This window comes from Sinomonas soli (assembly GCF_054782415.1).
In genome coordinates this window covers 56,405-80,442 of record NZ_BAAGSN010000005.1, presented here as the reverse complement: position 1 = coordinate 80,442, position 24,038 = coordinate 56,405, and the positions used below count along the sequence as shown (strand labels likewise).

At 73.1% G+C, this 24,038-nt stretch carries 23 protein-coding genes and 2 riboswitches; of the genes, 15 read left to right on the top strand and 8 right to left on the bottom strand.

Annotated features, from left to right (window positions below; translation table 11 throughout):
- Nucleotides 1-144: 144 nt before the first annotated feature.
- From ACYVKZ_RS05335 to groL, 4 genes are all read left to right on the top strand, one after another.
- Nucleotides 145-519 carry a DUF3263 domain-containing protein gene (locus ACYVKZ_RS05335; protein ID WP_460991031.1) on the top strand — a complete coding sequence of 125 codons (375 nt, stop codon included), beginning with the start codon at nt 145-147 and terminating at the stop codon, nt 517-519.
- A gap of 49 nt (nt 520-568) precedes the next feature.
- Nucleotides 569-1,213, top strand: coding sequence for a LytR C-terminal domain-containing protein (locus ACYVKZ_RS05330; RefSeq protein WP_460991030.1), 645 nt, complete (start codon nt 569-571; stop codon nt 1,211-1,213).
- A 2-nt stretch (nt 1,214-1,215) separates the two neighbouring features.
- Nucleotides 1,216-2,460: an ABC transporter substrate-binding protein gene (locus ACYVKZ_RS05325; protein WP_460991029.1), complete on the top strand. Its 1,245-nt coding sequence runs from the start codon at nt 1,216-1,218 to the stop codon at nt 2,458-2,460.
- A gap of 235 nt (nt 2,461-2,695) precedes the next feature.
- Entirely contained in the window at nt 2,696-4,324 is a 1,629-nt protein-coding gene (gene groL, locus ACYVKZ_RS05320) for a chaperonin GroEL (RefSeq protein ID WP_460991028.1), read from the top strand.
- Between the two features lie 156 nt (nt 4,325-4,480).
- Here groL and ACYVKZ_RS05315 read toward each other — a convergent pair whose 3' ends face one another.
- From ACYVKZ_RS05315 to ACYVKZ_RS05285, 7 genes are all read right to left on the bottom strand, one after another.
- A complete protein-coding gene (locus tag ACYVKZ_RS05315) occupies nt 4,481-5,524 on the bottom strand; it encodes an RNase H family protein (protein ID WP_460991027.1) in 1,044 nt (347 codons plus the stop codon).
- A 95-nt stretch (nt 5,525-5,619) separates the two neighbouring features.
- Entirely contained in the window at nt 5,620-5,910 is a 291-nt protein-coding gene (locus tag ACYVKZ_RS05310; RefSeq protein WP_460991026.1) for a WXG100 family type VII secretion target, read from the bottom strand.
- Between the two features lie 198 nt (nt 5,911-6,108).
- Entirely contained in the window at nt 6,109-7,686 is a 1,578-nt protein-coding gene (locus ACYVKZ_RS05305; RefSeq protein WP_460991025.1) for a sensor histidine kinase, read from the bottom strand.
- A gap of 3 nt (nt 7,687-7,689) precedes the next feature.
- Complete coding sequence (locus ACYVKZ_RS05300) at nt 7,690-8,394, bottom strand: response regulator transcription factor (protein ID WP_066496202.1); 705 nt, start codon at nt 8,392-8,394, stop codon at nt 7,690-7,692.
- A 151-nt stretch (nt 8,395-8,545) separates the two neighbouring features.
- Nucleotides 8,546-10,279: a DNA repair helicase XPB gene (locus tag ACYVKZ_RS05295; protein WP_460991024.1), complete on the bottom strand. Its 1,734-nt coding sequence runs from the start codon at nt 10,277-10,279 to the stop codon at nt 8,546-8,548.
- Nucleotides 10,280-10,331: 52 nt separating this feature from the next.
- A complete protein-coding gene (locus ACYVKZ_RS05290) occupies nt 10,332-12,728 on the bottom strand; it encodes a helicase-associated domain-containing protein (protein WP_460991023.1) in 2,397 nt (798 codons plus the stop codon).
- 1 nt (nt 12,729) lies between these two features.
- Nucleotides 12,730-13,011, bottom strand: a complete 282-nt coding sequence (locus tag ACYVKZ_RS05285; RefSeq protein WP_460991022.1) for a hypothetical protein — start codon at nt 13,009-13,011, stop codon at nt 12,730-12,732.
- Between the two features lie 198 nt (nt 13,012-13,209).
- On the opposite strand from ACYVKZ_RS05285, the gene ACYVKZ_RS05280 reads away from it, so the two are divergent.
- Entirely contained in the window at nt 13,210-13,584 is a 375-nt protein-coding gene (locus tag ACYVKZ_RS05280) for a cold-shock protein (RefSeq protein ID WP_460991091.1), read from the top strand.
- Between the two features lie 2 nt (nt 13,585-13,586).
- Nucleotides 13,587-14,168, top strand: a complete 582-nt coding sequence (locus ACYVKZ_RS05275) for a DUF3027 domain-containing protein (protein ID WP_460991021.1) — start codon at nt 13,587-13,589, stop codon at nt 14,166-14,168.
- A gap of 135 nt (nt 14,169-14,303) precedes the next feature.
- Here ACYVKZ_RS05275 and serC read toward each other — a convergent pair whose 3' ends face one another.
- Nucleotides 14,304-15,437: a phosphoserine transaminase gene (serC, locus tag ACYVKZ_RS05270; RefSeq protein ID WP_460991020.1), complete on the bottom strand. Its 1,134-nt coding sequence runs from the start codon at nt 15,435-15,437 to the stop codon at nt 14,304-14,306.
- 206 nt (nt 15,438-15,643) lie between these two features.
- Here serC and ACYVKZ_RS05265 point away from each other — a divergent pair, with 206 nt between their 5' ends.
- From ACYVKZ_RS05265 to fdhD, 9 genes are all read left to right on the top strand, one after another.
- Nucleotides 15,644-16,339 carry a metal-dependent transcriptional regulator gene (locus tag ACYVKZ_RS05265; protein ID WP_460991019.1) on the top strand — a complete coding sequence of 232 codons (696 nt, stop codon included), beginning with the start codon at nt 15,644-15,646 and terminating at the stop codon, nt 16,337-16,339.
- 325 nt (nt 16,340-16,664) lie between these two features.
- Nucleotides 16,665-16,858: riboswitch (cyclic di-AMP (ydaO/yuaA leader) on the top strand.
- Between the two features lie 3 nt (nt 16,859-16,861).
- A complete protein-coding gene (locus ACYVKZ_RS05260; protein WP_460991018.1) occupies nt 16,862-17,653 on the top strand; it encodes a M23 family metallopeptidase in 792 nt (263 codons plus the stop codon).
- A 208-nt stretch (nt 17,654-17,861) separates the two neighbouring features.
- Nucleotides 17,862-18,028, top strand: a riboswitch (cyclic di-AMP (ydaO/yuaA leader).
- A gap of 19 nt (nt 18,029-18,047) precedes the next feature.
- The gene (locus ACYVKZ_RS05255; protein ID WP_460991017.1) at nt 18,048-18,779 is read left to right on the top strand and encodes a C40 family peptidase; all 732 of its coding nucleotides are present in this window, start codon (nt 18,048-18,050) and stop codon (nt 18,777-18,779) included.
- A 111-nt stretch (nt 18,780-18,890) separates the two neighbouring features.
- Nucleotides 18,891-19,673, top strand: a complete 783-nt coding sequence (locus ACYVKZ_RS05250) for an NlpC/P60 family protein (protein ID WP_460991016.1) — start codon at nt 18,891-18,893, stop codon at nt 19,671-19,673.
- A gap of 301 nt (nt 19,674-19,974) precedes the next feature.
- Nucleotides 19,975-20,475, top strand: coding sequence for an HNH endonuclease (locus ACYVKZ_RS05245; protein WP_460991015.1), 501 nt, complete (start codon nt 19,975-19,977; stop codon nt 20,473-20,475).
- Between the two features lie 35 nt (nt 20,476-20,510).
- A complete protein-coding gene (gene mobA, locus ACYVKZ_RS05240; protein WP_460991014.1) occupies nt 20,511-21,194 on the top strand; it encodes a molybdenum cofactor guanylyltransferase in 684 nt (227 codons plus the stop codon).
- Nucleotides 21,187-21,477, top strand: coding sequence for a DUF6457 domain-containing protein (locus ACYVKZ_RS05235; RefSeq protein ID WP_460991013.1), 291 nt, complete (start codon nt 21,187-21,189; stop codon nt 21,475-21,477). The genes mobA and ACYVKZ_RS05235 overlap by 8 nt, the downstream gene beginning before the upstream one ends.
- On the top strand, nt 21,474-22,844 hold the full coding sequence (locus ACYVKZ_RS05230; protein ID WP_460991012.1) for a molybdopterin-binding protein: 1,371 nt from the start codon (nt 21,474-21,476) through the stop codon (nt 22,842-22,844). The genes ACYVKZ_RS05235 and ACYVKZ_RS05230 overlap by 4 nt, the downstream gene beginning before the upstream one ends.
- Before the next feature lie 113 nt (nt 22,845-22,957).
- The gene (gene fdhD, locus ACYVKZ_RS05225) at nt 22,958-23,812 is read left to right on the top strand and encodes a formate dehydrogenase accessory sulfurtransferase FdhD (protein WP_460991011.1); all 855 of its coding nucleotides are present in this window, start codon (nt 22,958-22,960) and stop codon (nt 23,810-23,812) included.
- Nucleotides 23,813-24,038: the final 226 nt, after the last annotated feature.

Below are 24,038 nucleotides of genomic sequence, written 5' to 3'. Positions count from 1 at the left end.
CCCCGCTGCGGGCCCGCCGGCGGCGTCGGGCAGGTCGAAGAGCGGTTCGGCGTCCATCACGCGAGCCAGTGTGCCAGAGACGCTCAGGCGGCGCGCCCCGGCCGGAAAATGACAGAGCTGTAGTTCCCTCTTAAACTGGAAGCCATGTCGTCAGCAGCAGCACACCACGCCCATGCCTTCGACGACGCCGTCGCCGCCGCCCCCGAGCATCCCGCCGAAGCCCCCGGGCCCGCGGGCCACGAGGGCGCCGAGCCGGGCCGCCCGACCGGGGGACTGACCGAGCGCGAGATCCAGATGCTCGCCCTCGAGCGCGGCTGGTGGAAGTACGCCGGCGCCAAGGAGCAGGCCATCCGCGAGCTGTTCGACCTCTCCGCGACCCACTACTACCAGCTGCTCAACGCCCTCATCGACACCGAGGACGCGCTGGCGCACGATCCGATGCTGGTCAAGCGGTTGCGTAGACTGAGGACGTCGCGGCAGCGTGCGCGCACTGCCCGCCGGCTCGGCGGCGGCGCCTGACGCTGCGCGCCGTCCCCAGCCGGCCACCGACAAGGACCCTGACGCACGCATGAATACCTATCCTCGCGACGAATTCGACGCAGTCCCCGAGGCGCCCCGCCGGCAGGGCGTGCACCGGACCCGCGGCGAGAGCAGCGCGGACAGCGGCACGAGCCCGTCCGGGCGCGGGCTGCGGTGGATCCTCGCCGCCGGCATCCTCGCCCTCGTCCTCGGCGCCGTCTCCTTCTTCGTGCTGCCGCGGCTGGGCCTCTCCGGCGAGCCCGCGGCCGCCGCCGCCACGTCGTCCGCCTCGGCCCCCGCCCGGAGCACCCCGGCGCCGAGCACCTCTGCCCCGGGCACCCCGTCGGCGACGCCGAGCCAGGCGCCCTCCTCCGCCGCGCCCAGCTCGGCCAGCACCGCGTCCGCTCCGGCGGGAGCCGACCAGTCGCTCGAGGTGGGCGTCTACAACGCGACCTCGACCGCGGGACTGGGCAACCGCGTCGCCGCCACCGCGCGCTCGGCGGGGTGGACCGTCTCGACGGTCGGCAACTGGAGCGGTGCCCCGGTCGACGGCCCCGTGGTCTACTACCGCTCGGCCGAGGACGCTGCCTCGGCGAAGGCCCTCGCCGCCGAGGTCGGGGTCCCCACCGTCCTCGAGGCCCCCGCGCTCGGGCTGCCGCTCGCCGTCGTGATCGGACCCGGGTACACCGGGTGAGCATGCGGACGCCGAAGTCCAGGGCCGCGGCGGTCGCCGGGATCCTGGCCCTCGGCCTGTCCGCGGCGGGCTGCGGCGCCACCGGGGAGGCCCGCACCGCCCACCCGTCGCCGTCCGGGGACGGGGTGCTGCGCCTCGGTCTGCTGCTCGACTCGACCGGCGACTCTGCATACCTCAACGACGCCCAGCGGGCCGCCGTGGTGCTCGCCGTCCAGCAGGCCAACGCCGCGGGCGGCTACGCCGGCAAGCCCGTGGAGCTGCTCCCGGTCCAGCCGGGAACGGACACCGCCGCCGACTCGCGCCGCCTCGCCCAGGCCGGCGCCGACGCCGTGATCGGCCCCACGGACTCGAGCCGTGCCCCCGCCGCCATCGACGTGCTCTCCAAGGCCAGGGTCCCCCTCATCTCGCCCGCGAACAGTGCCGCCGGCCTGACCTCCTACCGCAGCGGCGGGTTCTACTTCCGCACGGCGGCGCCGGAGGGGGCCGAGGGCGCCGCCCTCGTGGAGCTCGCCAAGCGGTCGGGGGCCAAGCGCATCGCGATCCTCCACCAGGCCGGCGACCACGGGAAGGCGGAGGCGGACGGCGCCACGGCGGCCGCCCGCGCCGACGGGCTCACCGAGGCCGGCAGCGCCGAGTTCACCGGGCACTCCGCGGGATCCGCGGCCGCCGCCGCGAAGGATGCCGACGCCGTCCTCGTCATCGGCCAGGGCGACGGCCAGACCATCCTCGCCAGCGTGGCCGATGCCGGGGTCCCGGGATCGAAGGTCCTGGCCTCGAGCGGGGTCTACGGCCGCTACGGCTCCGCGCTCGCCAACGGCGCGCTCGACGGCGCCCGCGCGCTCGTCCCCGGCGTGTACCCCACCCCTCAGTTCCAGGCCGACCTCCTGGAGCACGCTCCGGACCTGAAAGACCTGACCTTCGCCGGCGAGGCGTACGACGCGGCCTCGCTCGCGATCCTCGCCGCGGGCGCCGCGAAGGACGACGGCGGCGCCTCCATCGCGTCGAAGCTCATCGAGGTCTCGGGCGGGGCTGTGCCCGGGACCGGCGGGGGCGCGCGCGAGAAGTGCACTGGGCTGCCGGCGTGCCTCGCCGCGCAGGCGAAGGGCACCGCCGTGGACTACGAGGGCCAGTCCGGGCCGATCGGCTTCGACGAGCACGGCGACGTCACCACAGCCCGCTTCATGGCCTTCACGTACGGCGCCGACAACCTCCCCGTCCGGGACGGCGACGTCACGGTCGCGCGATAGGCCTTCGCGGTGGGCGTACAGCGTCCTCTGCGCTTGCACTCGGGGTGGGTGAGTGCTAATTATGGACCTAGCACTCCGGCGGCCAGACTGCTAAAGCGGTGTGGTCGCGGGGGCAGGATCACCTCGCTGGGGTGAGGCGCTGGACACCGTGGAAGCGGTGGCCTCCGCCGGCCGTCGCGGGCGCTGCAGCAGGTGGCCTACCGACATACACGTCCCGAAAGGACCTCAAGCCGTCATGGCCAAGATCATTGCATTCGACGAGGAGGCCCGTCGCGGCCTCGAGCGCGGCCTGAACCAGCTGGCCGACGCTGTCAAGGTCACCCTCGGCCCGCGCGGCCGCAACGTTGTCCTCGAGAAGAAGTGGGGCGCCCCCACGATCACCAACGACGGGGTGTCCATCGCCAAGGAGATCGAGCTCGACGACCCGTACGAGAAGATCGGCGCGGAGCTCGTCAAGGAGGTCGCCAAGAAGACCGACGACGTCGCTGGCGACGGCACCACGACCGCCACCGTCCTCGCCCAGGCCCTCGTCAAGGAAGGCCTCCGCAACGTCGCCGCCGGCGCCGACCCGCTCTCCCTCAAGCGCGGCATCGAGAAGGCCGTCGACGCCGTCACCGCCGAGCTGCTCGAGTCCGCCAAGGAGATCGAGACCAAGGAGGAGATCGCCGCGACCGCGTCCATCTCCGCCGGCGACACCCAGATTGGCGAGCTCATCTCCGAGGCCCTCGACAAGGTGGGCAAGGAAGGCGTCATCACTGTCGAGGAGTCGAACACGTTCGGCCTCGAGCTCGAGCTCACCGAGGGCATGCGCTTCGACAAGGGCTACCTCTCCGCCTACTTCGTCACCGACGCCGAGCGCCAGGAGACGGTCCTCGAGGATCCCTACATCCTCATCGTCAACTCCAAGATCTCCTCGGTGAAGGACCTCGTCGCGGTCCTCGAGCGCGTCATGCAGGCCAACAAGCCGCTGCTCATCATCGCCGAGGACGTCGAGGGCGAGGCCCTGGCCACGCTGATCGTCAACAAGCTCAAGGGCACCTTCAAGTCCGTCGCCGTCAAGGCCCCGGGCTTCGGCGACCGCCGCAAGGCCATGCTCACCGACATCGCGATCCTCACCGGTGGCCAGGTCATCGCCGAGGAGGTCGGACTCAAGCTCGAGAACGCCACGCTCGACCTGCTCGGCAAGGCCCGCAAGGTCGTCGTGACCAAGGACGAGACCACGATCGTCGAGGGTGCCGGCGATGCCGAGCAGATCGCCGGCCGCGTGTCCCAGATCCGCGCCGAGATCGAGAACTCCGACTCGGACTACGACCGCGAGAAGCTCCAGGAGCGCCTCGCCAAGCTCGCCGGCGGCGTGGCCGTCATCAAGGCGGGCGCGGCCACCGAGGTCGAGCTCAAGGAGCGCAAGCACCGCATCGAGGACGCCGTCCGCAACGCGAAGGCTGCCGTCGAGGAGGGCATCGTCGCCGGTGGCGGCGTGGCCCTCATCCAGGCCGGCGCCAAGGCGTTCGCCAACCTCACCCTCGAGGGTGACGAGGCCACCGGCGCCAACATCGTCAAGGTCGCCATCGAGGCCCCGCTGAAGCAGATCGCCTTCAACGCCGGCCTCGAGCCGGGCGTCGTGGCGGAAAAGGTCCGCGGCCTGCCCGCCGGCCACGGCCTCAACGCCGCCACCGGCGTGTACGAGGACCTCCTGGCCGCCGGCGTCAACGACCCGGTCAAGGTAACCCGTTCCGCGCTGCAGAACGCCGCCTCGATCGCCGGCCTGTTCCTCACCACTGAGGCCGTCGTGGCCGACAAGCCGGAGAAGGCCGCCCCGGCCATGCCCGGTGGCGACGACATGGGCGGCATGGGCGGCTTCTGATCCCCAGCCCCACCCGTTCCGGGTACAGATCTCGTCGCGGTTTAGCCCTTTCGGGTACGCGGCGGCTCTGATGGACGACGGCGGGGTCCCCACTTCGGTGGGGGCCCCGCCGTCGGCGTTTCGGGGGTGCAGGACAGCGGCGGCCCGCGGGGCGGTTCAGCCCTCGGAGGTGCCCTGGTGGAAGCGCAGGCGCCAGCGGCCGTCGGTCCGCTGCCAGAGCGACGAGCGAAGCGCCGAGCCGGTGCCGTTGACGGTCCGGTACACGACCTGGAGGACGTCGCTGCCGAGAGGCACGGCGTCGACGAGCTCGAAGCGTGCCTGCGCGCCGGGGTCGGCCACGAGTTCCTCGATGAGCTCCTCCCGGCCCCAGAGGCGGCCGGAGGCTCCGATCTCGCGGTACTCGGGGTGGAGGAGGAAGGCCAGCTGGCCGTAGTCGCCCCGCACGTCGGGGTCGAGGAGCTCCTGCTCGAGCTCCACGACCGCCTCGACGTCCCGAGCCCGCTCGGCCTGCCCGGGCTCGGGGACCGGATCGTCGAAGAGGCCCGCCTGCTCCGGCACCTCGCCGCGCCCCCGCGGGCGGGAGGCTCCGGCGGCGCCCAAGGGCCCGCCGCGGTCCGCCGGCCGCTGGCGCCCCGCCGTGGAGGACGGCGCAGTGGAGGACTGTGCCATGGAGGACGGTGCAGAAGATGTCGGTGCAGAAGATGTCGGTGCAGAGGAGGACGCGGTCCCACCGCTGCCGCCGAACCCGGGGCCTTCGACGGGCGCCCGTCCCGACTGGTAGGCCAGCGCCACCGCGCGGGCCTTGGTGTCCGCGGCCTCGTTGAGCGGATGCCCGGCGTGCCCCTTGACCCACTCGAAGGTGTAGTTCCGGCCTGCGAGCTCGGCGTCGATCTGCGAGAGCAGGTCGACGTTGAGGACCGGCTTGCCGTCGGCCTTCTTCCAGCCCCGGCGCTTCCACCCGGGCATCCATTTGGTCACGCAGTTGATCACGTACTGGCTGTCGCACAGGATCCGGAGGGGCTCCTGGCCCAGTGCGGCAGTGGAGCGGAAGAGGTCCAGCACGGCCATGAGCTCGCCCTGGTTGTTGGTCCCGTGCGGCCAGCCGCCGGCATGCCAGGTCTCCTCGTCGATGTACCACGCCCAGCCGGCGGGTCCAGGGTTGCCGAGGGCGGAGCCGTCCGCGGCGGCAGTGATCGTCATGGAACCATCCTGCCAGAGAGCGCCCTTGGACCCGGCGGCCCCGGGGCCCGGCCGCCCGCCCTGCCCCAGCTGCGGGCAGGGCGGGCCGCCGGGCCTCACCCTGCGAAGCGCTGGGCGTTGCTCGTCTCGATGTCGCCGTACGCGCTGCCGGCGCTGCGCAGGGCAGCGCCGATCTGGCCGAGCGAGGTCTCCACCTGCGCCTGGGTCCGTGCCCAGTCGGCGACGAGGGCCTGGAAGCTGTTGGAGGCCTGGCCCTCCCAGCTCGAGCGCAGGTTCTCGAGGTTGTTCCGCATCGACTGGACCTCCGCCCGCACCCGCTCGGAGGTCGCGAGGACCGCCTGGGCGCTGGAGCCGATGGCCTCGGTGTCCACCCTCATGATCGCCATGGTTGCCCGCCTTCCTGTTGTGCCGCGGCTGGTCCGCGCCGTCCCTTCCGACCCTAGGGGCCGGCCGCCGCCCACCGCAGCGTCCAGCCGGCGCTATGTGGACAACTCGACGGCACCGCCGCGCCGCTCCTCAGCGCCGCGCCTCGGCGCGGACGCCCCTCCGGGCCGCACCGCCGCACCTCCGCGCGGCCGGCCCCCTCACCGGGGGAGGTGGCCGCCCGCGCCGCCGCCCGCCGTCGTGCGCGCCGAGCCCGCACCGTCCGAGCCCGCACCGCCAGAGCTGGCACCGCCTGCACGGGCCGCCCCGGGCGGGGGCTCCGTGGGGCGCTCCGGCAGGACGACGTAGGGCATCTCGATGACGAAGGTGGAGCCGCCGCCGGGAGTGTCATGGTGCCGCACGGTGCCGTGGTGGGAGCCGACGATCGCGGCCACGATCGCGAGGCCGAGGCCCGTCCCGCCGGTGTCCCTCGTCCGGGACGAGTCCGCGCGGTAGAAGCGCTCGAAGATCTTCGCCGCGTCCTTCTCCCCGATCCCGGGGCCGTGGTCGCGCAGCTCGAGCACGGCCACGGGATGGGGCCCCGCGCCGCGCGTGCCGACGGCCACCTCGAGCGGGGAGCCCGGCGGCGTGTACTGCAGCGCGTTGCCCACGATGTTCCCGACCACCTGGCGGATCCTCGCCTCGTCCCCGAGCGTGGGGGCCGGCGCCGGGGAATCGCTGTCCAGCCCCACCAGCCGCACGGTGCGGTCCGGCGCCGTGGCCCGCATGTCCACCACGGCGTCGTGGCCGATCGGCAGGAGGTCCAGCGGCTTGAGCGTGAGCGGGCGCTGCTCGTCGAGCCGGGCCAGCGTCAGGAGGTCCTCCACCATGGTGCCCATGCGCTTCGCCTCGCTCTCGATCCGGCCCATTGCCGTCGCGACGTCCTCCTGCGTCGCGAGGGCCCCGTGCCGGTAGAGCTCGGAGAAGCCCCGGATGGTCACGAGCGGGGTCCGCAGCTCGTGCGAGGCGTCCGAGATGAAGCGGCGCATCCGCGCCTCCGAGGCCATCCGGGCCTGGAACGCGACCTCGATGTGGGCCAGCATCGTATTCAGCGAGGTGGACAGCCGCCCGAGCTCGGTGCCGGGGGCCTCCTCGTCAACACGCTGGGAGAGGTCTCCGGCGGCGATCGCGGCGGCCGTCTTCTCCACCCGCCGCAGCGGGCGGAAGGCGCGGGTGACCGTCCACGTGGCGATCGCGAAGACCAGGGCGAGGGTCACGATCCCGACCCCGGCCGTGAGCCCGAGGGTGTGCTGGATGGCGTCCTCGACCTCCGTCAGCGGCAGCGCGATCACGATCGTCGCCGGGGTGTTGGACGCGACGATGCGCACGGGGATCGCGGTATAGCGCCAGTCCACGGAGTTGACCGTGCCTCGGACTTCGCGGATCTCTCCCCGCTGCTGCATTCCCCGGGCCTCGTCAGGGGTGATGGAGGGGATGTCCGGGCGGCCGATCGACTGGTCGGGCGAGTAGTAGAAGCTCGGCGACCCGCCCTGCGGGTAGATCACCAGGACGTAGTCCTGCGGGATCATCGGGTTGGCCGTGGTCAGCAGGTCGATGTCCTGGTTGTTCCTGGCGAACTCGGAGGCGTTGTCGAGGCGCGCGTCGAGCTGCCCCACGAGGTAGGTGCGCAGCTGGGTCACGGTGGCTGCCGCCGTCAGGAAGATGGCGCCCGTGAGCAGGACCATCATGATCGCGACGAGCTGCGTCCGCAGCGACGCCCGCTTCCAGGCGGCCAGCACGCGTCAGCGCTTCTCGGCCGTCCGCAGGACGTAGCCCACGCCGCGCTTGGTCTGGATGAGGCCGGGGCCGTTGACGTCCACCTTGCGGCGCAGATAGGAGATGTAGGACTCGACGATCGAGGCGTCGCCGTTGAAGTCGTACTCCCAGACGTGGTCGAGGATCTGGGACTTGGACAGGACCCGGTTGGGGTTGAGCATCAGGTACCGGAGGAGCTTGAACTCGGTGGGGGAGAGGTCGATGCTGACCCCGCCCCGGCGCACCTCGTGCGCGTCGTCGTCGAGTTCGAGGTCGTCGACCCGGATCACGGCGTCGTCGTCCAGCACCGGCTGGGTCCGGCGCAGGACGGCGCGGATGCGGGCCACGACCTCGTCGAGGCTGAACGGCTTCGTCACGTAGTCGTCGCCGCCCACGGTGAGGCCCTGGACCTTGTCCTCGGTCTCGTCCTTGGCCGTGAGGAAGAGGACCGGCACGTGGCGGCCCGCGGCGCGGAGCTTGCGGGTGACCGTGAAGCCGTCCATGTCCGGCAGCATGACGTCGAGGACCACGAGGTCCGGGGACTGCGCTTCGGCTGCGGCGAGGGCCTCGCGCCCGTTGCCCGCAGCGACGACCTCGAATCCCGCGAACCGCAGGGAGGTCGAGAGGAGTTCCCGGATGTTCGGCTCGTCGTCGACGACGAGGAGCTTGGCTTCGTGCTCGGTCTTCTTCACGCCTCCATGGTCTACCCGGTTTCTGAGAATCGTCTGGACGTTGGCTGTGCGATGGTGCCAGGCCGCCTCGGCGGGGCCGGGGCGGCGCCGGGGTGCACGCCCGCGTCCGTAGGGCCAATGCGCCCGCGGCAACAGACGGCCCTCCCCGGCCTCAGGCGCCCGGGATCTCCCCGGCATCGAGGATCCGGTACGCGTAGCCCTGCTCGGCGAGGAACCGCTGGCGCTTGGCCGCGAAGTCCTGGTCGAGGGTGTCGCGCGCGACGAGTGCGTAGAACCGTGCCGCGCGCCCGTCCGCCTTGGGCCGCAGGAGCCGCCCGAGCCGCTGCGCCTCCTCCTGCCTGGACCCGAACGAGCCCGAGACCTGGATCGCGACCGACGCCTCCGGGAGGTCGATGGAGAAGTTCGCGACCTTGGAGACCACGAGGCGGTGCTCCTCCCCGGCGCGGAACGCATCGAAGAGCCGCTGCCGCTCCTTCACGCTCGTGGACCCGGTGATGACGGGGGCGCCGATGCGCTCGCCGATCTCGGCGAGCTGGTCGAGGAACTGCCCGATCACGAGCAGCTGCTCGTCCGCGTGCCGGGCCACGAGCCGCGCGACCACGTCGGTCTTCGTCTCGCTCGCCGCGCAGAGGCGGTACTTGTCCGCCTCCTCGGCCATCGCGTACGCCATCCGCTCCTCGCGCGGCAGGTCGACCCGGACCTCCACGCAGTCCGCGGGGGCGATGTAGCCCTGCGCCTCGATGTCCTTCCACGGCGCGTCGTAGCGCTTGGGCCCGATCAGGGAGAAGACCTCGCCCTCGCGCCCGTCCTCGCGCACGAGGGTGGCGGTGAGCCCGAGCCTGCGCCGCGCCTGCAGGTCCGCGGTCATGCGGAAGATCGGCGCGGGCAGGAGGTGCACCTCGTCGTAGATGATGAGGCCCCAGTCGTTGGCGTCGAGCAGCTCGAGGTGCGGGTAGAGGCCGCCGCGCTTGGAGGTGAGGACCTGGTACGTCGCGATCGTGACCGGCCGCACCTCCTTGACCGCCCCGGAGTACTCGCCGATCTCCTCCTCGGTCAGCGTGGTGCGCTTGAGCAGCTCGTCGCGCCACTGCCGGGCCGAGACCGTGTTGGTCACGAGGATCAGCGTGGTCGTGGACGACTGCGCCATCGCCGCCGCGCCGATCAGCGTTTTCCCGGCCCCGCAGGGGAGCACCACCACGCCGCTGCCGCCGGCCCAGAAGTTCTCCGCCGCGACCCGCTGGTACGGGCGCAGGGACCAGCCGCCGGCCCCGCGGGGGGACGCGGACGACGCCGGCGAGTCGCCGCCGTCGTCCGCGTCACCTCCCGCGTCACCCCCGGCCGCGGCCGGCACGGTCTCGGTGAGCGCCATCGGGTGCGGGGTCCCGTCCACGTAGCCGGCGAGATCCTCGGCGGGCCAGCCGATCTTGAGCAGGGCCTGCTTGAGGGCGCCCCGCTGGGAGGAGTGGACCACGGTGGTCTGCGGGTCGATGCGCGGGCCGAGCATGGGGGCGATCTTCTTGGCACGATGGACCTCCTCGAGCACGGGGAAGTCCTCGGAGCGCAGCACCAGGCCGTGGACCGGGTCCTTCTCGAGCCGGAGCCGACCGTAGCGGGACATCGTCTCCTCGATGTCGATCAGGAGGGCATGCGGGACGGGGAAGCGCGAGTAGGTCAGGAGCGTGTTGAGGACCTGCTCGGCATCGAGCCCCGCGGCCCGCGCGTTCCACAGCCCGAGCGGGGTGAGCCTGTAGGTGTGCACGTGCTCGGGGGCGCGCTCGAGCTCGGCGAACGCGGCGATCGCGTGGCGGGCCTCGGTGGACTGGGGGTGGTCCACTTCGAGCAGGATGGTCTTGTCGCTCTGGACGATGAGCGGTCCGTCGGTCACGGGGCGCCTCCTTCCCGGCCGGCCGCCGCGGGCCGCCCGGGGGACGGCCCGCTCAGGCCAGCTCGACGTCGATGATGCGGTGGACGGAGAGGACGCGCTCCGTCTCGCGCTCCGGGTCGAAGACGCGCACCCGGCCGGCCGAGATGGAGACCGGGCGGAGCTCCTCGATGCTCGAGTTGCCGAGCGCGTCGACGATGCTCAAGCGTACCGCCCGCTTCAGGCGGATGGCCTTCTGCAGGGTCTCGATGCCCATCGCCGGCGCGGCCTCGTCGCCCGCCGGCCCCACGGGGGACTGCGTGCGCAGGATCGCGAGCTGCGCCTCCACGGCCTCGTGGTCCGGGACGGGAGCGCGGGGCGCGGGCAGGGCAAGGGTGCCGGTGCCGGCGGCGCGCCGCAGCCGCACTACCGGGTCGAGGGTGGCGTCCACGGCGGGGGAGAGGCCGAGCTCGCGCAGCACGCCCGCGACCTCCTGGGGGCTGGCATTGCTGACGAGGACGGTCGGGGCAATCTGGGTGAGCCCGAGCTGCCGCGCCGCGGGATCGGCGAGGACCCCCGCAAGGGCGGCCTCGTCGTCGCTCGCGATGAAGCTGCCCGCGCGGCCCACGCGGATGCGCCCGTGCCGCGCGGCGGTGTCGTCGATCAGGTAGGCCAGCGGCTGCGGCACCGCGGTCGAGGCGTGCTCGCTGAGGAACGCGTGGATGGAGGCCGCGTCCTCGCCGGTGTCCAGGGCGCGGCGGAGGCTGGCCGCGGAGAACCGGTAGATGGTGGCGGGCCCTCGGCCCTCGGGATCGGCGAGGAGCGCGAGCCTGCGGGCCAGGACCGGGTCGAGGTAGCCGGGCGCGACGGCGGTGAGGTCGGCCTGGAGCAGCACCTTCTCGACCCCGGCGGGCAGGAGCTCCGCGAGGCTCGCGCGGGCCGCATCGAAGTCGTCGCGCAGCACGGCGTCGCCCACCCCCGTGAGCGCCCCGGAGCCGGTGAAGCCCAGCAGGGCGGCCTCGGCGAGGACCGTGTCGAGGAGGCCCCGCAGCCGGCGCGCGAGCCGCGGCTGGAGCCAGTCGATCCTCGCGCGGACTGACTCGGCGTCCACGACCGGCACGCGCCCGTTGGACTGGGCGTTCTCACGGGAGAGCGCAGCCGCCACCTCGAGGATCCGCCGCCGGACGCTGGGCGCGTCGGAGCGCTGGCCCTCGCCGGAGAGCGGCGCGAGCTGGTCGCTCCCCTCGCCGGACATCGCCAGCGAGGCGACCCGGGGGGTGTCCAGCCACACGGTCGCGAGCACGAGCCACTGCTCGGGCCGCGACAGCGCGAGCCACGCCTCGGCTCCGGTGGCGCGCCAGGTCGAGGTGTCCGGGTCCAGGCTGAGGACCTGGGCCGCGGCCGCAAGCTCGAGTGCGAACACCGCGGCATCGGCGTCGGTCCGCAGCGCGGCGGTGAGCCGGCGCATCTCGCGGGTGCCCACGCCGCCGGAGCGCAGGGTCTCGATGGGCCGCTCGGCAGCCTCGACGGCGAGGGCGCTCACCGTGCGCAGGACGTCCCCGATCGCCCCCAGCGCGGCGTTGCGGCGCAGGGCGGCCGTGGTGGTCGAGAGCGCGGCCGGCGGCGGGGCCATCGCGAGGTCGGGGACGATCCGCCCTCCGCGGAGCGCGAGGCCGGCGGCGCGCGGGAGCTCGACGTGCTCGTCGTCGAGCGGCACGAGCAGGCCGTGGGTCAGGAGCCAGTCGATCGGGTTGTCCGTCTTCTTCCCGGGCCTGATCCTGGCCGCTGCGTGCGGGACCGCGCCGACCGGCCAGTGGGCGAACTTGGCGAGGACCTCCGCGGTGCGGGGCGGGGCTCCGTCGAGCGACTCGGGGAGGGCCGCCCACCGCTCGAGCGCGTACGCCGCCGCGATGTGGTGCTCGACGGGCTGCTGCTGGCCCTCCGGCTGCACCGCCGCGTTCGCGTTGACGATGCGCGCCGCCTGCTCCGCGAAGATGGAGGACGTCGTGGCGAGGTCGGTGTAGGGCCGCCCGAGCCCCGCGGGGTAGCTGCCGAGGACCTCCCGCACGCGGGCCACCGGCTGGTAGTAGCGCCTCCGGCTGCCCGAGGCCGAGTGGATCGTGTCCGGCGGGTCTGCGCGGTACAGGAGGGCGAGCTGGGACAGGGTCGCGAGGATCGTCTCGAGCGTGCCGAGCGTCGCGTTGCCGACCGCGTGGCGCAGCTCGACGGCGCTGCCGCTGCGGCCCTCGTCTTCGTTGGTGGTGAGCACGAGGGCCTCGAGCACCTCGAGCTCCGGCTTGGTGAGCCCCTCCAAGGCCCGCTGCAGGCTGACCCGGGCGCAGGCCCGGGCCGCCAGCGCGGCGAAGTCGGGCACGCCCGGCATGATCAGGTCCGGGCGGGCCAGGAACAGGCGGTGGAGGGAATCGTTGCCCCGGGCCGACAGCTCCTCGGCGAGTGCGCGGATCGATGACATGCTAGCGGCGCCTCCGTTCGATGACGGCCCCCACAATCGCTGCCCCCATGAGGATGAATGCCACGGGAAGCCCGTAGAGGGCCACGGCGCCGACCCACGCCGGCTCCGATCCGCTCGCTGCGGCGACGGAGAGCGTCACCGCCCAGGCGGCCACGGACACCACCGCCACGATGACGCCGGCCGCGGTGACGGCCTTGCGCCAGCCCGGGGTGCCGGAGCCCTTCGCGGGTTCGCGGCGCGCCGGAGGGCCGAGGGGGTCCTGATGAGGCACGGATGGCACCATGGCTCCAACCTAACAGCGCCGGGGCCCGGGCGGTGGCAGCGCCCCGACTTTCTGCGTGCGAGCCAGTAACCTAGAAGCAGTACAGCATCCCGCCCGTGCCCGGAGCACCTGCCGCGGCCGCGGCCAGCGTCCGCGCTCGCACCACGGCACCGGCGCGGGCGGTTTCCCTTCGAGTCCTCACAGATGGGGGTTGTGGCAGTGCCAACTGGCAAGGTCAAGTTCTTCGACAAGGCGAAGGGCTTCGGGTTCATTGCGGGCGACGACGGGCAGGAAGTCTTCCTGCCCGGTTCGGCTGTCCCCGCGGACACGGAGGTCAAGACGGGCATGCGCCTTGAGTACGGCGTCGCCGACGGCCGGCGCGGACCCCAGGCGCTCTCCGTGCGGGTCCTCGAGAAGCTCCCCTCGGTTGCCCGGGCGAAGCGCATGCCCGCCCGCGAGCTCGCCCCCATCGTGCAGGACCTCGTGAGCGTCCTCGACAACCTCTCCGGGCAGCTGGCCAGGGGCACGTACCCGGAGAAGGGCCACACCATCGCTGCGGCCCTGCGCCGCGTCGCCGACCAGCTCGACGCCTAGCCATGGCCGAGCAGACTCCCCGCTCCGAGCCCGCCGGAACCGCGGCGGCAGTCGTCAAGCGCAAGGCCGGCGTGCCTGTCTGGCGCGTCGGCAAGCCCGACGCCTTCCTCGCCGCGGCGGTGGACACCGCCCGGTCCGCGCTCGCCGAGATCGCGCGCCCGGCGGACGTCGGCGAGCACCTCGCGGCCAAGAGCGAGGGCGAGCGCGTGGTCACCCACCTCTTCGAATCCCGCCTCCCCGGGTACCGCGGCTGGCAGTGGTTCGTCACCGTGGCCAGAGTCGCCCGGTCCAAGAAGGCCACGGTGAACGAGATCGGCCTCGTGCCCTCCGAGGACGCCGTCCTCGCCCCGGAGTGGGTGCCCTGGTCGGAGCGCGTCCGGCCCGAGGAACGCGCCGCGGCCCACGCGGACGCGGCCGGTGGGACGGACGACGCCGAGGGCTCGGCTGCCGCCGAAGGCTCGCCGTCGGCAGCCGGCGCAGCCGAGGCGGGGGAAGACGCTCCAGCGGAGGCTCGTGCCGAGGAGGCCACTGGCGGGGAGCCGTCGGAGGCCGCCCCAGCCGCCGAGGCCAGCCCGGAGGACTGAGCACCGGACGGGCCGACCCCTGACAGCGGTCGAGTGAGCCGAAGACAGCGGCGGGCCCCCACCGATCAGGTGGGGGCCCGCCGTCGTGCATCGGGAGCCGGCGCGGCCGTGGCCGGCCTCAGCCCCTGAGTTGCTTCAGCCCCTGAGCTGGGCGACGACGTAGTCGATCGCGCGGGTCAGCGTCGAGACATCCTCCGGCTCGATCGCGACGAAGGTCGCGATGCGCAGCTGGTTGCGGCCCAGCTTGCGGTAGGGCTCGGTGTCCACGATGCCGTTGGCGCGCAGGATCTTGGCGACCTGGGCGGCGTCGACGGACTCGTCGAAGTCGATGGTCGCGATGACGTTGGACCGGTCGGCGGGGTCCGCGACGAACGGCGTCGCGAAGTCCGAGGCCTCGGCCCAGCCGTAGACCCGGCCGGCCGAGTCCGCGGTCCGGGCGGCGGCCCACTCGAGGCCGCCCTGGGCGTTGAGCCACTCGATCTGCGCGTTCAGGCCCACGAGCGTGGTGAGGCTGGGCGTGTTGTACGTCTGGTTGAGCTTCGAGTTGTCGATCGCCGTCTTGAGGTCCAGGAAGTCCGGAATCCAGCGGCCCGAGGCCTTGATCTCCTCGGCGCGCTCGAGCGCGGCGGGGGAGAACAGCGCGAGCCACAGTCCGCCGTCGGACGCGAAGTTCTTCTGCGGGGCGAAGTAGTACACATCGCTCTGGGAGACGTCGACGGCGAGGCCGCCGGCGGCGCTCGTCGCGTCGATGACCACGAGCGAGCCCGGGTCGGCGCCCTCGACCCGCTGCACGGGGGCCGCGACGCCGGTCGAGGTCTCGTTCTGGGGCCACGCGTACACGTCCACCCCGGCCTCGGCACGCGGGGCAGGCCGCGTGCCGGGCTCGGAGGTGATGATCGAGGAGGCCTCGAGGAACGGCGCCTTGTCGGTGGCCTTGGCGAACTTGGACCCGAACTCGCCGAAGGAGAGGTGCTGCGCCTTGGAGCGCACCAGCCCGAAGGAGGCGACGTCCCAGAACGCAGTCGAGCCGCCGACTCCGAGGACGACCTCGTAGCCCTCGGGTGCGGCGAAGAACTCCTTGAGGCCCTCGCGCACGTTGCCCACGAGGTTCTTGACCGGTGCCTGGCGGTGGGAGGTGCCCAGCAGCGTCGAGCCCGCCGCGGCGATCGCGTCGACCTGCTCCTTGCGGACCTTGGACGGGCCTGCCCCGAAGCGGCCGTCCGCCGGCAGGAACTCGGCGGGGATCTGAAGCTGGCTGGTATCGCTCACGGGGGCGCCTCCTATGTGGATCCGGTGTAGGGGCGCGGGCTCGGGCCCTCCCGCCCCGGATCAAGTGTGCCGCACCCGCGAGCGGCCGTGCGAATCCGAGCCGGCGCCCCGTCGGGCGGCTAATCTGAGCAGATCAAAATAAGCTAGACTCGCTGTGGGGCGGTGAAGCGCACCGCCCGTCCCGCCGCCAGGAGCCCGCCCCGCGCATGTCCGACCTCATCGATACCACCGAGATGTACCTGCGAACCATCCTCGAGCTCGAGGAGGAGGGGATCACCCCCCTGCGTGCGCGCATCGCCGAGCGGCTCCGCCACTCGGGCCCCACGGTGTCGCAGACCGTGGCGCGCATGGAGCGCGACGGCCTGGTCGTGGTCTCGGGGGACCGGCACCTCCAGTTCACCGAGCAGGGCCACAAGCGCGCCGTCGAGGTCATGCGGAAGCACCGCCTCGCCGAGCGGCTCCTCGCGGACGTGATCGGCCTCGACTGGCCCTATGTCCACGACGAGGCCTGCCGGTGGGAGCACGTCATGAGCGAGCGCGTCGAGCGGCGCCTCTTCGAGCTGCTGGGGCGCCCGAGCGAGTCGCCCTACGGCAATCCGATCCCCGGCCTGGAGGCCCTCGGCGGGGAGTCGTCCGCGGGCTTCGGCGACGGCGTCGTCACCCTCGTGGAGGCGATGGGCGCCTATACGGCGGGCGCGCTCGTCGTCGTGTGCCGCCTGGCCGAGCCGATTCAGGTCGATCCCGAGCTCCTCGCCCAGCTCGAGGAGGGCGGCATCCGCCCGGGGGCGAAGGTGACGCTCGAGCGGGTCGGCGACTACATCTCCGTGCGCGTCGCGAGCGTCGACGGCGCCCTCGAGCTGCCCGCCGAGGTCGCCGCGCACGTCTTCGTCTCCATCGGCTGAGGCGCCGCTCCTCTCCCGTCTCTGTCCCCGTCTGCCGGCCGTCCCTTTTCCCCGTCCTGTGGCCGTCCTGCCGGGCCGCCGTAGCCGGTGGCCGCGCGGGTCCAGCGGCCGGCGGACGGCCTGTCGCCACCGTGATCGCACACGTCTTCACACAAAGGGACAAAAACTCTACCCGCTGGACTAATTGCTACCGGGGCGTAGCGTGTGAGCGATGTCTCACTAAAGATCACGGGAATATTACAGTGCGCCGTCATGGGCCTATGCTGGAGGCGGCGACGGGACATCGTCGCCGTTCCGCCCGTGCGCCGAGCTCTGCCAGCGGGAAGGAATCACAGCACCCTTATGGCAGAGGCGGGGGACCCACCGATGGCGGCCGCGGGCCGCCTTGGGGTGAAGCCGCAGCACGCTCGGTGCCCCGCCCCGGCCTGGCCGCGCGTGGTCCCCGTGCGGCTGGGCCGAGTCTGGACTCTCTGACCCGAACCCGACAGCTAACTCCGCAGGCGAGGACAGAGAGGGAATCGCTTGACTCAGTCAGCCGTGCGCGGCAGGCGGCGCGCGGAGACTCCGCCGCGCCCCAGGGCCGCCGCCGCAGGCTCCGATGCGGTCCGCCGCGGGCGCCGGGCCGCCGAGCGCCGCGGCCCGATGCGACAGCTGGCCGAGATCGCCGCCGTCGCCGGGGTCGGCCAGAAGGCCGGCGTGGCGCTCGCTGCCACGGGCCTCGTCCTGACCGTGACCGTGCCGACGGCCACGCAGGGCGCCGCCGCTACGGACACGGGCTCCGAGCAGCCGCAGGTCACCGCCGCCGCGGATGCCGTAGTCCCCTTTGCCCGCGCCGCAGTAGGCAGCGCCGCGGACCCGGACGGCCACCTCAAGCAGCTGCTCGGCGCCCAGTCCGCCGGCCGCCTCACGCCGGCGCAGGCACAGCACGCGCTCGGCGCCCCGCTCGCAGCGATGGAGCGCACCTCGCCGTTCGGCTACCGCGTGAGCCCCGTGACGGGCTCCGCGGGAGAGTTCCACCGCGGCCAGGACTTCGCTGCCCAGTGCGGCACTGCCGTCAGGGCAGCGGCCGGCGGGACCGTGACCTTCGCCGGCTGGCATCCCTACGGCGGCGGAAACCGCGTGGTCATCGACCACGGCAACGGCCTCGAAACGACCTACAACCACCTCTCCTCGTTCTCGGTCTCCGTGGGGCAGAAGGTGGACCGAGGGGCGGCCATCGCGCTCAGCGGCACCACAGGCGCCTCGACCGGGTGCCACCTCCACTTCGAGGTCATGGTCAGCGGCGAGGTCGTCGACCCCAACGGCTGGCTCTGAGAACCAACGACGGCGCGTGCGCGTCCCCGCCCTCTGCCCGGCGCCGCGAGGAGTCGGGAAGCCCCTCCAGAGACGCGCTGTGTCCGTTTCGTGATGACCTGTTTTCTGGCTGTGATCCGAATGTGACATTTCGAGCGGCCTCGGGTAAGGTCGTTCCTGTTCCAGCTCCTACCAAGTTGGAACATCCGGGAAGAACGCCGAGCTCTGCCACTTCCCGGAGCCGTTCGCACATTCCGTCTGGCAGAGGCGGGGGAACCACTTTCGGCCTTCTGCTGTCTGGAAGGCCTTGGGGTTAAGCAGCCTGGCTCCGCCAGGAGGCCGGATACTTTCCATCCGAACCCGACAGCTCACCTCGTAGGCATTGGGAGAGGCTACAACTGTGTCGACTCGCACGTTGACTGCGCGCCATCGCGCCCTACCGGTTCGCACGAGCCCGCTTGAGGCTGTTGCGCACGCGGTTTCCGGCAACGCCGGCACCATCGGCCGCCAAGCGGCCGTCATTGCGGCGGCTTCGGGGCTGATCATCAGCGCCGGGCTCCCCGCTCAGGCAGCAGAGACCTCCCGCGAGGCCTCCGCACTCTCCGACGTGGCCAGCGCCTCCGCGCCGAGCGTCGTCGCGTCCAATGAAGCCCAGGTCTCCTTCGAGCGCCCCGCCGTCCACTCGGTGGCGGCGCCGACCGTCGAGACGGCAGTCGAGCAGGCGGCGCAGTCCACTGCGCCCGCCGCCTCCCCGGCCTCCGAAGGCAGCCTCAGCGTCCAGTCGTCTGCGCCGCGCCTCGCGGCCGCGGCCAGCGCTCTCGGCTCGACTCTGGCAGGCATCGCCTACACCGGCATCGGCCACCCCTACGTGTGGGGCGGCACCACCCCGGCCGGCTGGGACTGCTCGGGCTTCACTCAGTGGGTCTACGCTCAGGCTGGCATCAGCATCCCCCGCGTCCAGGCCTGGTCCATCATGCACCAGACGGCGACGCCCGCCCCCGGTGACCTGGTGGTCCAGAACGGCGGCGCTCACGTGGGCATCTACGTGGGCAACGGGATGATGATCAGCGCTCTCAACCCTTCACAGGGCACGCTGCTCCATGCGGTGAACGCTACCGGCTCGTCCGTCTTCTACACCCTCAACTGAGACCAATCCGCATTCTGGGCGGCGCGATGGACCGTGACCATGGCGCCCCGCCTTCTGGGCTGACCCCCTGCTGCCCTGAAGGACACGAAAACAGAGAGAGAACCCCCTGATATGACCACTCGTGCAGGCATTGCCCGCCACCGCGCGGACAACACCTCCTCGCTGGCCGTCATCGCGAAGGCCGTCACCGAGAACGCAGGCGGCGTCGGCCGCCAGGCCGCAGTCATCGCCGCGGCCGGCGGTCTCGTGCTGACCGGCGGCGTCGCGGCCAACGCCGCAGAGGCCCCCTCGCAGCGCGAGGCCTCCGCCCCGGCCGCGCTCGACGTCGCCAACGCCGTCCAGGCCCCCATCTCCGCCGAGGCCAACGCCAACGTGAGCTTCGAGCGCCCGGCCGTCGAGTCTGTCGCCGCCCCGGTCGTCCAGGCTCCGGCTCCGGCCGCCGCCCCCGCTGCGCCGGTGGCGCAGGCGAGCACCGAGACCCAGGTCGCCGCCGCCCCCGCGAAGGTCCAGGCCGCAGCCTCCACCGCCGTGGACGCCCCCGCCGCCAAGCCCGCCGCCTCCTCGGGCATGGGCGCCGCGATCGCCGCCGCCGCGTACGCACAGCTCGGTGTGGCGCAGGACTGCACCATGCTCGCCACCAACTCGCTGGCTGCCGTGGGCATCCACTACCACGGCTGGCCGGCTGGCTACCTGTCGCTCGGCCGCACGGTGAGCGCCGCGGAGGCGCAGCCGGGTGACCTCGCCTACTACGCCGACGGCGGCATGGGCATGGCCCACATCGCGGTCTACGTCGGCAACGGCATGGCCGTGCACGGCGGCTGGAACGGCGGCACCACCGCGCTGTTCAGCGTCAACGTCGGCTCCGGCCCGGTCTTCATCCGCGTCGGCGGCTGAGCCAGCCGATCCCGGAACTCCCTCGACGGCGCCCCCTCCTGCACGGGAGGGGGCGCCGTCGTGGTGTCTCTGGGGGCGCAGGCCCCTCGCGGATCCAGGGGCCCTCAGGGGCCCGGCCTCACCCCGGAGGAGGTCGCTCCCGGAGGTGTCCGGCGGGTGAAGCTTTGCGGGCACGTCGGTGCCGACGGGCCCCGCGTTCGTTGAATGGAGCGGCAGTTCAGTACTCTTGGAGAGTCAGCCCGGCTATGCACAGGGCAGCCGGCCCTGTGCCCCTGACCGGGTACGGCCGTGAGGAATGCGCATGCGCACACTCGTTCTCAATGCTGGATACGAACCGCTCGCGGTGGTCACCTTCCGCCGTGCGCTCGTGCTGGTGCTCGCCGGAAAGGCGAGCGTCGTGGCGGAAGACGGCGAGCCAGTCGTCGGACCGCGCGATGTGCTCGGGCGCCCGTCGGTGATCCTGCTCCATCGGTACATCAGGCCACGGCGCACCCATGTGACCGCGGTCAGCAGACGCGGTGTGCTCCGGCGGGACGCCCATGCGTGCGCCTACTGCGGCAACGCGGCCCACACGGTGGACCACGTGCTCCCGCGCTCCCGCGGAGGCGCCGAATCCTGGGAGAACCTCGTGGCGTGCTGCCTGCGGTGCAACAACGTCAAGGGCGACCACACGCCCGCGGAGATGGGCTGGAAGCTGCGCTTCACGCCGTCCGAGCCCGTCGGCGTCGTCTGGCAGATCAAGGAACTGGAGAAGCCGGTCGCGCAATGGGGCCCCTTCCTTGCCCCGGAGTCGGCAGCCTGACGCCCCAGCACCCCGCCCGGGAGTCAGCCCGGCCCGTGCCCGGCTACGACGCGGTCGTCCTCGCGGGCGGTCGCGCCTCACGCCTCGGCGGATACCCCAAACCTCAGCTGGCCTACCGCGGCGTCACCCTTCTCGAGCGCGCTCTCGGCGCCGTCGCCGGGGCGCGCTCGGTCGCCGTCGTGGGCCCTAGGCCCGGACAGCCGGGCGGACCCCCCGCGCCCACGGGCCCTCACAGTCCCGAGGGGCCGGCGGCCGTGGTGTTCACGCGCGAGGAACCGCTGTACGCAGGTCCTGTTGCGGCCCTCGCCGCGGGCCTCGCCGCGCTGCCCGGCGGGCCCGGGGAGGCACCGGGCTGGGTCGCGGTGATGGCGGCCGACCTGCCGCGCGCCGATGCCGCCGTCGCGGCCCTGCTCGGGGCCGCGGCCGCGGACCCGGACTGCGACGGGATCCTCGGTGAGGACGACGGCGGCCGCGCCCAGCCGCTGCTCTCCCTGTTCCGCCGGGCGCCCCTGGCCTCCGTCCTCGACGCGCTGGCCCGCGACGGCGCCCTCGCCAACCGTCCGATGAAGCACCTCGTTGCTAGGCTGGCCCTGCTGCCCCTGCGGCTGCCGCCGGGTTCCTCGGCCGACGTCGACACCTGGGACGCCGCGCGGCGCTGGGGCATCGAGGGCCCGGACGTGCCGGGCCGAGCGCCACGGCAGGAGGAAGCCCATGAGTGATCCAGAGAAGGACGCACTGCTGCGCGCGTGGTGCGCGGAGCTCGCCCAGGAGCTCGGGCTCGGGGACCTGGACGTCGACATCGACGCGGTCCTCGGCCTCGCCGGCGTCGCGGCCCACTCGGTGGTGCGCCCGGCGGCCCCCCTCACCACCTTCCTCGCCGCCTACGCCGCGGGCCTCGCCGCGGGGAGCGGGCGGGCGGAACCCCGTGAAGCCATGCAGAGCGCGGTGGCCGAGGCCCTCGAGGCCGTGAAGTCGCGCAGGTCGGCCGGGACCGAGGGATGACCCCCGGCCCGGACGCGGCCGGCACCCAGCACGCACTGCACCTCACCTGGTCCGAGGCCCGGGCCGTCGCCTCCTCGGCGGCCAGCCCGCTCCCTCCTGCGGAGGTGCCCCTGGCCCAGGCCCGTGGCCGCACCCTCGCCGGACGGCTCGCAGCGCTGCGCGACATGCCGCACTACACCTCTTCTGCGATGGATGGCTGGGCCGTGTGCGGCACCGGGCCCTGGATCATGGCGGAGCCCGGCGAACCGCTCACCGCCCACCAGGCCGTTCCCATCGTCACCGGCGGGGCGCTCCCTCCGGGGGCCCGCGCCGTCCTCCGACGCGAGTACGGTGAAGTGGCCCCTGACGAGGACGGCCTGCCCCACCTGCGGCTCTCCGCCGCCGCGCCGCCCGGCGCCCCGGGGGGCGGCGCGGACCTGCGCCCGGCGGGCGAGGAGGCCCGCGAGGGGGAGACCCTCCTGAAGGACGGGGCAGCGCTCGGCCCGGCCCAGCTGGCGCTCGCGGCGCTGGCCGGCCACGACGCTCTCCGGGTCACGGGCCGGCCCCTGGTGAAGCTCGTGCGGACCGGCGGCGAGGTCGTCGAGAGCGGGCTGCCCGGCCCTGGCCTCGTCCGCGACGTCTTCAGCTACCTCCTCCCGCCGCTCATCGAGGCCTACGGCGGCATCCTCATCGCCCACGAGAAGATCGGCGACGACGCCGCCGAGTGGGCGGCAGCCCTCGCCGACCGTCCCGGCCGCGGGCCGGACGCGTCCGACGGCGGCACGGCGGGCGCGGAGCCGAGCGCGGCGGACGTCGTGGTCACGACGGGGGGAACCGGAAAGGGCGGGTCCGACCACTTCCGGGACATCGTCGCGGCGATGGGCGGCCGCCTCCTGGTCGACGGGATCGCGATGCGCCCCGGACACCCCACCGTGCTTGCGGAGCTGCCCGACGGGCGCTTCTTCCTCGGGCTGCCCGGGAACCCTCTGGCCGCTGTGGTGGGGCTCGCGACCGTGGGGGAGCCGCTGCTCGCCGCACTGTCGGGCCGGGAACCGGTGGAGCCCACGGACCTCCCCTCGGGCGAGGCCTTCGAGCCGGAGCTCAGGCGCACGCGGGTGATCCCCTTCCGCCGCATGTACGGCATGGCGTCGCCCGCCTCTGGGGTTGGATCCGGCATGCTGCGCGGTCTCGCCCGCGCCGACGGGTTCATGGTGGTCCCGCCCCACGGTCTCGAGCTCGCCGCCCCCGTGCCGTGCCTGCCGCTCCCGTGGGGACGCCCGCTCGGCGCCCCCACGCCGTCGTCCGCACCGTCCGCGCAGAAGGCGAGGCCGAAGCGGCGCCCGGTGGCCTCCAAGGACCCGGTGGACTGGAGCGCGCTCGACGCCTGAGGAGCCGAAGGGCCACGGGCGGCCCCTTCGGACGGCGCCGGGACGCGGACGCCGCGGAGCAGGCGGGACAATGGAGCTGGGGCACATGCCTCGAACGATGTGAGGAGGGCGCCGTGGGCCGGCTGAGCCAGCGCCGCAAGGTGCACAAGTACGTGCTGGGCAGCGAGTACCCGGTCCGGCACAAGGAGGACGTGCTCGCCGTCGAGGAGCCCCTCGAGATCCGCCTCACCGGCCCGGCCGGGACGCTCACCTACAGCGTCACGATGCGCACGCCGGGCGACGACTTCGACCTCGTCGCCGGCTTCCTCGTCTCCGAGGGCGTCATCTGGGAGGCGGACCAGCTGGTGTCGGAGCGCTTCTGCGCCGGCGAGGACGAGGAGGGGCGCCAGACCTTCAACGTGGTCGACGCCCAGCTGCGCCCCGGCGTCGCGGTCCCGGACCTCGGACGGAACGTGGTGACCTCGAGTGCCTGCGGGATCTGCGGCACGGACTCCATCGAGTCGGTCCGGCGCACCTCGCGCCACAGCCCCGCCCAGGACACCGTGGCCGTCCTTCCCGAGCTCCTCGCCGGGCTGCCCGAGCGCCTGCGCGAGGCGCAGGCCCTGTTCGAGAAGACCGGCGGCGTCCATGCGGCCGGGCTCTTCTCGGTGCACGACGGCGGCACCCGTGCCGAGCTCGAGTGCCTCCGCGAGGACGTGGGGCGGCACAATGCCGTGGACAAGGTGGTCGGATGGGCGCTGCGCGAGGGCCGCCTTCCCCTGTCGGGCACGGTCCTGCAGGTGTCCGGCCGAGCCTCGTTCGAGCTCGTGCAGAAGGCCGCCATGGCCGGGATCCCCGTGCTCGCCGCGGTGAGCGCGCCGTCCACGCTCGCCGTCGAGCTCGCGGAGGACGCGGGGGTGACCCTCGTCGGCTTCAGCCGAGGCTCCGGGTTCAACGTCTACGCGGGCCACGAGCGGCTCTCCGCCTGACCCCCTCCCGTTTCGGGTACGCATCTCGTCGCCCTTTGGCCATTCCGGGTACAGCGTCCTCGGTCCAAGGCTGTCCATTTCGTGGATGCGATGGCTCTGGTCGTGCCAGCGGGTGGGCCCCGAGGACGCGCGTCCCGCGCCCCGCCCTGTACCCGGAGCACGAAAACTGCGACGAGAAGCGTACCCGAAACGCAGAGGGGGGAGGGGCGTTCCACTCGCCGGGGGG